An 8103-nucleotide genomic window follows, 5' to 3' on the forward strand; every position below is an offset into this window, starting at 1 on the left:
TGCATGGGGGGTGAGGTCTGGGGCTGTTGGGTCGCACCACAACCCTGTCGGCCTCACACCCCTTTGTCAGCCGGAACAACCTGGTGGCACTACACAACTAAGGGGGCTGCCTGGCTGGCTGTCCAGGGCCGGCCGAACCCAACGCGGGCAGCGGCGGATGGGAGGGATGGCCGCGGCGCACACAGGACACGCCCTGGCCCCAGAGTTTGGTGCTCGGCGCAGCCAGCTCCGTTGTCCCTGGCGCCACGGCCCGGGGGTGGGCGGCGCGGGCGTGTCTCCCGGGGCAATGGCCTGCCGCGAGGTTGTGGTGAGTATGGGCCAATGAGGTTGATCCCAGCTCCCCGCCTGGGCCCGATGGACATCCGATCGCCGAGCCATCATCTCCACCGCTCTCTGTTCGATCGAAACAGCGGCTCCAGGGCCCCAATCCCTGGCTGTTGATGCACGCCTCCAGCGCCAGGGGAACCCGGGAGCGCGGAGGCCGGAGGCACGCTTAAACGTGTCTTTACTCAGGCATGAACGCCGTGCAAGTCGACCCCGCAGAGGTTGCATTCTTTCCATGCAAATAGCGTAGAATGAGTCTTGGTTGCCTCCAATGAATTGACCGATCCACTGGCGATGGAGAAAAACCTGCAAGCCCATATTGATGAAACACCTCCCCGCCCCCTTAGTTCCATGCAATGGAGCCTTTGGGGATTGGCAGCCGCAGGGAAGTTCTTTGAAGGCATGGTTATTTTTTTGACAGGTGTAGCCATCCCTTTGATTCAAAAAGACCTGGACTTGCCAGCCAACCTGAAAGGAGCAGTTGGCGCAGCGCTGCTGTTTGGAATTCTGATTGGAGCTTCATTATTTGGTCAGTTGGCAGATCGGCTGGGGCGAAAGTTTGTCTTCGTTCTGGAAATGGCGTTGTTCACTTGTTTCATCGGACTGACAGCACTGGCCTGGAATGCTGCCATTCTTATTAGCCTTCTTTTTTGCGTTGGTGTGACTTTGGGGGCAGACTATCCAACCGCACACATCATCATTTCAGAGGCGATTCCCAGCCGCTTTCGCGGTCGGATGATCCTGGCCGCCTTCAGTTTTCAGGCGGTTGGCTCCCTGGGAGGGGTGCTGGTGGGGATCCTGATGCTTGACATCTACCCGGAGTTGAATGCATGGCACTGGATGTATGGCGTCCTCGTCATCCCGGGGATCATCGTTACGGTGATGCGAAGCAGGCTGCCAGAGAGCTCCCATTGGTTATTATCTCGCAATCGTGCCGAGGAAGCACATACGGCAGCGGTCAAGTTGCTGGGCCGTCCCGTACGCATTCTTCAGCAACAGCCGGAGGATATGGCCCAGGAACCAAAGCGTGAATTCAAAGATCTTTTTTCACCTCGCTACATCAGGGCAACGATCCTGACATCGGTTCCCTGGTTTTTGCAGGATCTCTCAACCTATGGGATTGGTCTTTTTACCCCGAGCATCATAGGATCTCTCTTCAGCATGGATCAGCCTGACTTGATTCTCCGCGATCTGACAGCGGCAGAAGGTGCTGGCGCCATCGACCTGCTCCTGGTGGTCGGCTTCCTGGTATCGATCCCACTCGTTGATCGAGTTGGTCGCATTCCTTTGCAAATCATTGGCTTCATCGGTTGCGCTGCCGGCCTGGCCATCGCCTCCTTTTCAGGCGCAGTCCCGGAGGGCAGTGCACTGAAGATACCCCTGATCTTTGGTGGTTTCATGCTCTTCAACTTCATGACGAATCTTGGTCCCAATGCCATCACCTACGTGCTGGCTGGGGAGGTATTTCCTACACAGATCCGTGGGGCAGGTGCTGGCTTTGCAGCCGCTTTCGCAAAGATTGGTGCTGTGAGCACAGCCTTTTTCTTCCCGATTCTGAGAAAAGACATTGGAACGGCCACACTGCTGCAATGGTTGGTGTTGACCGCCCTGGCTGGGGCATTGGTCACCTATCTGTTTCGAATTGAACCGAATGGGAAAAGTCTTGAGCAGATGGGCTATGGCCAACCCACGTTCCGAGCCCGTTAGGTGGTGGGTCTCCTCACGTTCCGCAGCGGAGCCGCTCACAGAGCCGCTGCTGAGGGGAGCGCCTGCTGGCGAGGTAGCCAGCGGTGCCGTTCCTCGGAATTCTGGAAGGCCAGATCTAGCTCCAGCCACTGCCGATGCCCTTGTGGCAGGGCCGAAACGGCTTGCCGGTCCTGGCCCCCAGCTCCGCTTGTCCCATGGGCCGGGCGACGCGGTGACGACCGATCCGGCGGCCCGCACACCACCGATCACCAGGCTGAAACGGCCCGTTCAGTACACCCTCGCCCTGGCCCGGAACTCGCGCAGGGCGAAACGGCGCGCCTCGGGCTTGTCGGATTCCAGCACGAACTGCAGCCGTTCCCCCTGCAGGCCCTGACGCTTGAGCGGGAGCGTTTCGATCACCTGCCCCTGGCCGTCCAGCACATCGAAGGTCACGCTGATCTCCCCGCAGGGGCGCTCCAGACAGGAGACCTCCATCACATCGGCGATGCCGCCGCCGTAGACCTTTGGCCGGCGGCAGTTCCCCTGGCAGCGGCGGGTGAACACCCCCTGGTCCGATTCCACCCAGCCATCGGCGAGCAGGTCCTGGCGGCTTTCGCCCCTGCCACCGGCGGCCGGCTTCTCGGCCAGGGACGCCCGCAGGCCGGCCGCCATCCAGCCGGCGCCGAAGCCCAGCAGCACCAGCACCAGGGCCAGCAGCCGCCGGCGCACCGGGAACCGGGGGGATCCCGACGCCGGGGGGAGGGCCGGTGGAACCGTCTCCATCTCGACGATCAGGTCCTCAACGGTCTTCCCGCTCCCCGGGTTCCTGTCGGTCTTGCCGGTCCTTGCCATCGTCGTAGGCCATCAGTGAACGGAACATCAGCCCGCCGCCGCTGCCGATCAGAGCGAACATCGTCAGCAGGTTCCAGAGCGAGGTCGGCTGGAAGCTCATGATCAGGGTCTGGAGCACACCCACCGCCAGGGCCGCCACCGACGCCAGCACCAGGAACCAGCCCCAGCGCTGGTTGCGCAAGGCGAACAGCAGGCACACCCCGATCGTCAGCGGGATCAGCAGCAGGCCGAAACCGCCGCCCAGGCCCTGGGAGAGCCCGAAACCCCCGCCCCAGCCTCCTCCCCAGGCCGATCCGTAGCCACCACCCCAGCCGCCCGCGGCACGCCGCCCGAAGCGCAGGCCCAGGCCCATCGGCACGGAGCTGACCATCACCTGGTTGAAGAACAGGAACGCCCCCATCGAGAAGAGCACCCCTCCCAGAAGGAAGGTGAAAAAGTCCCTGATCGGATCCCTCGAGCCCATGCCCTCTCTGCCACCACGGTCATGCTGGCGAGGGCATTGGGGTTTGTCTGCCAGGAACGCTCAGCTGGCGTGCCTGCAAGCCTCGAACCACAGGATGGACCCTGGAAGGGTCGTCATCGCGGTGCTGACCCATCAATCAGAGTGCGTCTGCAATTATTCCAAGTGGCTCGGAAACCTCAGCCTTAAGCACAGCAACGGCCGAGAAGCAGAGTCTATCGACTACATCGTTATCTATCGCGCCATAATCATGTGCATGAAGACAGCGGAAGTCGCCTACGAAGGCATTGGGAGGCGACCAGACAAACAGCGCGCCCACTGCTAGAACACACCTTGAGAGAGTTCGGCGGGAGGGTTTCGCTTTGAGCGAACCTACAGGGCATCAACGGCTGCCAGATACCGATCAGGCCTTCGCGCGACCATGCATCCGGGTGACAATGAAGCGTTCCTGCTCATGGGATTGACTGACGGAGGTGCAAGCACTGCCGCTCGAAGTGGAGGAATGCAGAACCTTGATCGTCCTGTAAAGTGAAACCCATGCAGATTGGGGAAATGGACGAACCTTCCATACCTCTTTGTCGGCCCTACTTCCCTTCACTCGATGAGCTCACGCCCCATCTTAAAGAGATCCTGTCGAGTCGTTATCTCACCAATGGAGGTCCCTATGTCTGCCGTCTAGAGGAGCAGCTATCTGCTCATCTGGGGGTGAAACATCTTTCGATCGTCGCCAACGGGACCCTGGGGCTTCTCCTTGCCCTGAGGGCCCATGGAGTTACGGGCGAGGTCATCACCACACCCTTCTCCTTCGTAGCCACCAGCCATTCCATTCTCTGGACTGGACTTACGCCGGTATTTGTTGATATCGACCCCAGCACGCTCAACATCGATCCTGACAGGGTCGAGAGAGCCATCACCACGGCAACCACAGCCATCCTCCCGGTTCACTGCTTCGGCAGGCCCTGTGACGCCAACGCTCTGCAACGCCTGGCGACAACCCATGGCCTCAAGCTCCTCTTTGATGCCGCCCATGCCTTCGGCGTGCCCTACGAGGGGAGCAGTGTGCTTCTGCGAGGGGATGCGTCCGTGCTGAGCTTCCATGCCACCAAGGCGTTTCACACGATTGAGGGCGGTGCCGTGATCTCCACCAGCCACGAAGACAAAGAAAGAATCGATCGGATGCGCAACTTCGGCATCGAGGATGAAGACTCGATTACCTGCGAAGGAATCAACGCAAAACTGGACGAAATGAACGCGCTGGTTGGATTGCTCCACCTTCGCCATATTGATAAGCTTATGGCCTGCCGATCCATGACCGGAGAAACCTACCGCAAGGAGTTGGAGGGGATCCCTGGGCTCCATTGCCTGCCCCGCTTCACGGGGGATAACCACTCCTATTTCCCCATTCTGCTGGATAAGGCATACCCGCTCTCCAGTCGCGAGCTCCAGAATGAACTCAATCAGCGGAACATCTGTAACCGTCGTTACTTCCATCCGCTCATCTCCAACTTGCCCATGTACCAACACCTTCCCTCTGCGGCCCCTGCCAACCTGCCAGGGGCCAACTCCGTGGCTGATAAGATTATTTGCTTACCGATCCACGCTGAGCTTAGCCATCCAGAAGTCCTGCGGATTACGGAGTTGCTACGTTCACTCTCTTCTCGTGGCGGCACTGCCGTCTGATCAACCTCATGAAAATCATCGACTGCCGCTGTCGATATACCGGTGGAAACTCCGCTGAGTACTTCGTGGACCGAATGCGCAGCGTCGATAGGCTCGAAAGAATTCCGGCACTCGCGAGCCAGCACGAAGAGGATTTCTTTAGCGAAATTACCCAAGCAGGCGTGACCACAGCGGTATCCGTATCAGGATTCAATCCTGGTGCAAGGATTGGAAGATTCAACTTTCCAGATCGGACAACGTCCAACGATGAGTTATCTCAAGTACAAGAACGCCATCCCGGGCGCTTCCTCGCCGTGGGTGGCATAGACGTCAGTAACAACTTCCACGACTCCATAAGCGAAACGGCGCGCTGCGTGCAGGAGCTAGGAATGAAGGCCGTGACCATTGAACCCGGCAGATCGCCAGGCTGCCTGCTTAATGACCCCAAGCTCTTCCCTTTCTACGACCTATGTCAGACACTTGACATCACGATCATCCCGCATTCCGGCCCAAAGGCTGGAAGCGATCTCGATCATGCCCATCCTCGCTACATTGAGGAGATTGCTGACGCTTTCCCCAATCTGAGAATCATCAGTGGCCATGGTTGCTATCCATTCGTGCGGGAAGCGATCGTTGCTGCTTCACGGCGCGACAACATCTGGCTTGCTCCGGACGGTTACTTCTTTCATCTAGGACATGACGACTGGATGAGAGCTATCAATAAGAATCTCATGGACTTTTCTGAGCGATTTGTTTTTGCGAGCGCATTTCCACTGACACCGATCAATGCATTCGTCAAAAATTTCCTCAAGCTTGACTGGAATACAGCAGTGATCGAGAACATTCTCTTTCGCAATGCTATCAATGCCCTGAACCTCCAATCTGATCCGGTGTACATCGCGACCTTCGATCTCTGATGATTGACACAATCAAGTTGCTTCTGATCAGCGCCGGCAGCTTGGTAGGCCAGAACATCATCCAGGCCATCGGCCCCCGTCGTTCACTCTTCCACCTTGAAGCCACCAACAGCGAACCCGCCGAGCCCTCACTGGCCGACTTCGATGCCGTGCGCATCGTTCCGCCCACCTCTGTCGACACCACCGGCCTCGACCGCCTATTGAACGCACGGCTGGACCAAGGTTCCTGCCGGCTGGTGATCCCCTGCCGCGACGAGGAGGTGCTCTGGCTGGCCCGCCATCGCGAGACCCATCCTGGCCATGGCGATCGCCTGCTGGTGGGATCGGCAGCAACCGCTGAGATCTTCCTTGACAAGCTGCTCAGCTGGGACTTCTCCCGTGACAACGGCCTGCCCTTTCTGCCCAGCGTCGATCTCCAGGACACGTCAAAACTCGATCGCTTCGCCAGGGAGAATCCCTTCCCCCTAATCGTGAAGCCCCGCAAGGGCTTCGCCTCCCGTGGAGTGTGGATCCTCACCCACCCTGACCAGCTGGAGGCGCACCGCCATCGGAGCGACGTGATTCTTCAGCCCTACTGCGGAGACACCCACAGTGCGGCGAGCTTCCTCTCCGATGTCCAGCACAGGGGCCTTCCCTTGTTTCACAGCTTCGAGGAGACGAAGCATTCGATCCAGACGTTCATCACTCCGAGTGGCGAACTCGCCGGCACCTTCGTCACCCTGCATCGGATGAAGCGGGGGGTTTCCAGGGAAGTCGTCCCCAGTGCCTGCCAGCAGGCTCACGACCTCGGCCAGCGCGTGGGGCGAGTGTTCGCGTCGGCAGGCTGGCGAGGGCCCCTGAACATCCAGTGCCATCGTGAAGGCTTGGACGACTACCGGATCTACGAGTACAACGGCCGATTCACGGGCGCGACTGCTGCCCGTGCCTTGCTCGGGTTCGACGAACTAGCCCTCGCGCTTGCCTCCTTCGCGGGGATCCATTTGCCCCCCCTGCCGAACCGACATGGCGCGGCAGTAAAGCAGCCCTTCACGAGGGGAACACTACCGCCGCTCTCCCCGGCACCATGAGAGGGGATCCTCTGCAACTGCGCAGCGAGCAGGAGGTGATGGCCACCTGGCACGTCGCGGGGCCACCCCAGGTAAGCATTCTCTGCAGCACCTACAACCATATCGCTTTCCTCAGAGATGCGATTGCAGGCTTCATGGGGCAGCTCACCAGCTTTCCGTTCGAGGTGATCCTTAAGGACGATGCTTCGACCGATGGCACCACCCATCTCGTACGGGAGTTTGCTGAGCTTTACCCTCGAATCATACGCATTCACTGCAACAAGACCAATGAATATAACCTTGGTAAGCGCAGCCGCAGGTTCCTCGAGATGGCTCGCGGTCGCTATCTGGCAACCTGTGAGGGCGACGATTACTGGATTCATCCCCTAAAACTCCAATATCAATGGGAACTGCTCGATGCCCACCTCGAGCTGATCTTCTGTGGTGGCATCACCCTGTGCGGCGAGGATGGCGCCACCATTGCAACTGTGATGCAGCCAATGGACACGGCAGCCTACTATAGCCCGAAAGAACTGATAGCAGATAATTTCCTGCACAACTCCACGTTCTTCTGTCGCTCATGGGCGTGGCAGTGGTTGTTCGAGAACTTCCATGCCTCAGTACCGAACGGCGATCGGGTCAAGAAAATCATCCTCGCTACACTTGGAGGAGCCGGCTTCATCTACGAGCCCCTCTCCTTCTACAGAATCCATTCCGCAGGAGTTTGGTCGGTCCTCCGGCCGCAGGTCTGGTTTGAGAAGCAGGCCATCACCGACCGGCACATTGACCGTTTCACCCGAGGGCGCTATCGACGCCATTTCCTTGCGCACTTAAGACAAAACTACTGGGGCACGCTGTATGTTCTCCACTGTCAGGACAGGCGCGCTGCGATGACTGCGGTGCCATCGATGCTGATCGCTGCCCGACAGCCCCTGCTGCTCTTCGACACGGTGCGCTTTTACACGGCTGGGTTTCGGCAGATGTTGCGGACCTTGCAGGCCAGGCTGATGGTTCGTCTGAAAACGCTGCTCCGGTCCTGCCTCAGTCGCTTCGACAGGCACACCTAGGTGTGTAGTGCCACCAGGTTGTTCCGGCTGACAAAGGGGTGTGAGGCCGACAGGGTTGTGGTGCGACCCAACAGCCCCAGACCTCACCCCCC

General features: G+C 59.2%; 7 protein-coding genes. 5 read left to right on the forward strand and 2 right to left on the reverse strand.

The genetic code is table 11. The features are described from left to right. Window positions 1-600 precede the first annotated feature (600 nt). Window positions 601-2031 (forward strand): MFS transporter, encoded by a 1431-nt coding sequence (locus KUG41_RS06490; protein WP_254216911.1) that lies wholly within the window; start codon window positions 601-603, stop codon window positions 2029-2031. A gap of 267 nt (window positions 2032-2298) precedes the next feature. Here the strand turns inward: KUG41_RS06490 and KUG41_RS06495 are convergent, their stop codons facing one another. Further along, the gene (locus KUG41_RS06495; RefSeq protein ID WP_216902324.1) at window positions 2299-2793 is read right to left on the reverse strand and encodes an SIMPL domain-containing protein; all 495 of its coding nucleotides are present in this window, start codon (window positions 2791-2793) and stop codon (window positions 2299-2301) included. 16 nt (window positions 2794-2809) lie between these two features. After that, complete coding sequence (locus KUG41_RS06500) at window positions 2810-3325, reverse strand: hypothetical protein (RefSeq protein ID WP_216902326.1); 516 nt, start codon at window positions 3323-3325, stop codon at window positions 2810-2812. A gap of 549 nt (window positions 3326-3874) precedes the next feature. Here KUG41_RS06500 and KUG41_RS06505 point away from each other — a divergent pair. Genes KUG41_RS06505 through KUG41_RS06520 form a run of 4 tightly spaced genes read left to right on the forward strand, consistent with a single transcriptional unit; the run spans window position 3875 to window position 8011 of the window. Beyond that, window positions 3875-5002, forward strand: coding sequence for a DegT/DnrJ/EryC1/StrS aminotransferase family protein (locus tag KUG41_RS06505; protein WP_216902328.1), 1128 nt, complete (start codon window positions 3875-3877; stop codon window positions 5000-5002). 8 nt (window positions 5003-5010) lie between these two features. Then, on the forward strand, window positions 5011-5898 hold the full coding sequence (locus tag KUG41_RS06510; protein WP_216902330.1) for an amidohydrolase family protein: 888 nt from the start codon (window positions 5011-5013) through the stop codon (window positions 5896-5898). After that, window positions 5898-6965, forward strand: coding sequence for a hypothetical protein (locus tag KUG41_RS06515; RefSeq protein WP_216902332.1), 1068 nt, complete (start codon window positions 5898-5900; stop codon window positions 6963-6965). The genes KUG41_RS06510 and KUG41_RS06515 overlap by 1 nt, the downstream gene beginning before the upstream one ends. A gap of 38 nt (window positions 6966-7003) precedes the next feature. Beyond that, on the forward strand, window positions 7004-8011 hold the full coding sequence (locus KUG41_RS06520; RefSeq protein ID WP_216902334.1) for a glycosyltransferase: 1008 nt from the start codon (window positions 7004-7006) through the stop codon (window positions 8009-8011). The last annotated feature ends 92 nt before the right edge of the window (window positions 8012-8103 follow it).

Origin of the sequence: Synechococcus sp. CCY 9618, from assembly GCF_019038415.1 — a bacterium.
Classification (GTDB): domain Bacteria; phylum Cyanobacteriota; class Cyanobacteriia; order PCC-6307; family Cyanobiaceae; genus Cyanobium.

What these genes read in the sequence shown, in the direction of transcription:
- KUG41_RS06495 (WP_216902324.1), bottom strand. Translation starts at nt 2,793, where the DNA reads ATGGAGACGGTTCCACCGGCCCTCCCCCCGGCGTCGGGATCCCCCCGG.
- KUG41_RS06500 (WP_216902326.1), bottom strand. Translation starts at nt 3,325, where the DNA reads ATGGGCTCGAGGGATCCGATCAGGGACTTTTTCACCTTCCTTCTGGGA.
- KUG41_RS06505 (WP_216902328.1), top strand. Translation starts at nt 3,875, where the DNA reads ATGGACGAACCTTCCATACCTCTTTGTCGGCCCTACTTCCCTTCACTC.
- KUG41_RS06510 (WP_216902330.1), top strand. Translation starts at nt 5,011, where the DNA reads ATGAAAATCATCGACTGCCGCTGTCGATATACCGGTGGAAACTCCGCT.
- KUG41_RS06515 (WP_216902332.1), top strand. Translation starts at nt 5,898, where the DNA reads ATGATTGACACAATCAAGTTGCTTCTGATCAGCGCCGGCAGCTTGGTA.
- KUG41_RS06520 (WP_216902334.1), top strand. Translation starts at nt 7,004, where the DNA reads ATGGCCACCTGGCACGTCGCGGGGCCACCCCAGGTAAGCATTCTCTGC.